Here is a 1,352-nt window from a genome sequence, read left to right on the forward strand (position 1 = left end):
ACATCTGCAAAGCATCCTGCCGCAATTCGACTTGATCGTCGGCACGGAAGAAGAATTCATGATCGCCGGCGGCGGCGCGGATATCATGGCCAGCTTGCGCGCCGTGCGGGCCGCCACCCTGGCTACCCTCGTTGTCAAGCGGGGCCCTCTGGGCAGCGCCGTCATCGACAATGTGGTGCCGCACAGCCTCGATGATGCATATAACTACCGCGGCTTGCGCGTGGAAGTGTTGAACGTGCTGGGCGCGGGCGACGCGTTTCTGTCGGGCTTCCTGAAAGGCTGGCTGCGCGGCGAGGATTACGAAGCGTGCTGCCGCTATGCGAATGGCTGCGGCGCCCTCGTCGTGTCGCGCCACGGCTGCGCGCCGGCCATGCCATCGCTCGTCGAGCTTGACTATTTCCTCGCCAATGCGGCCAAGCTGACGCAACCGGACCAGGACGCGACCTTGTCCCGCTTGCATCGCACGACGGTCGCGCGCAAAGAGTGGAACGAGCTGTGCGTATTTGCCTTTGACCATCGCACGCAATTTTTTGAGCTGGCGCAGCAGACGGGCGCGCCCGAAGCGGCCATCGCGGCCCTGAAACAATTGATGGTGCAAGCCGTGGCGCAGACGGAAACGGCCTTGCAGCTGGCCGGCAAGACGGGCGTGCTGATTGATGGCCGCTATGGCGTCGATGCGCTCAACGATGCGACGGGACGCGGCTGGTGGATAGGCCGTCCCGTGGAATTGCCGGGATCGAATCCGCTGCAATTCGACTGGGGCCGTTCCATCGGCTCGCACCTGCTGAGCTGGCCCAAGGAACACGTGATCAAGTGCCTGGTGCAGCTGCATCCGGACGACGCCGTGGAAAACCGGCTGGAACAGGAAGCGCAAATCAAGGCCCTGTACGACGCGGCGCAAGTGAGCGGTCACGAATTGTTGCTCGAAGTCATACCCTCGGAAGCCTTGCCGCAGGGCGACGATACGGTGTTACGTGCCGTCAAGCGCCTGTACAACCTGGGCATCTATCCCGAATGGTGGAAGCTGGAAAGCATGTCAGCCCAGCAATGGCAAGCCATCGATGCCCTCGTGCATGAGCGCGATCCGTATTGCCGTGGTGTCGTCCTGCTGGGTTTGAATGCGCCGATCGCCGCCCTGGCCGCCAGTTTCGAGCAAGCCAGTGCCAGTACGACGTGCCGCGGTTTCATGGTGGGCCGCACCATCTTCCAGGAACCGAGTCGCCGCTGGCTGGCGGGCGAACTTGACGATGCAGGCCTGATCGCCGCCGTGCGCGCCAACTTCGAGCAGCTCATTGGCCTGTGGCAGCGTACACGCAACCGTCTGGAGCGTGCGGCATGACTACACAAAATAA

1 protein-coding gene is annotated in these 1,352 nt (G+C 62.9%); it reads left to right on the forward strand.

The features are described 5' to 3' along the window. Nucleotides 1–1,339: bifunctional 5-dehydro-2-deoxygluconokinase/5-dehydro-2-deoxyphosphogluconate aldolase (locus tag VM94_RS18785; protein WP_046685508.1), on the forward strand; the 1,339-nt coding region annotated here is incomplete at its 5' end. Nucleotides 1,340–1,352: the final 13 nt, after the last annotated feature.

It is taken from the genome of Janthinobacterium sp. KBS0711, assembly GCF_000988085.1.
GTDB classification, from domain to species: domain Bacteria; phylum Pseudomonadota; class Gammaproteobacteria; order Burkholderiales; family Burkholderiaceae_D; genus Janthinobacterium; species Janthinobacterium lividum_E.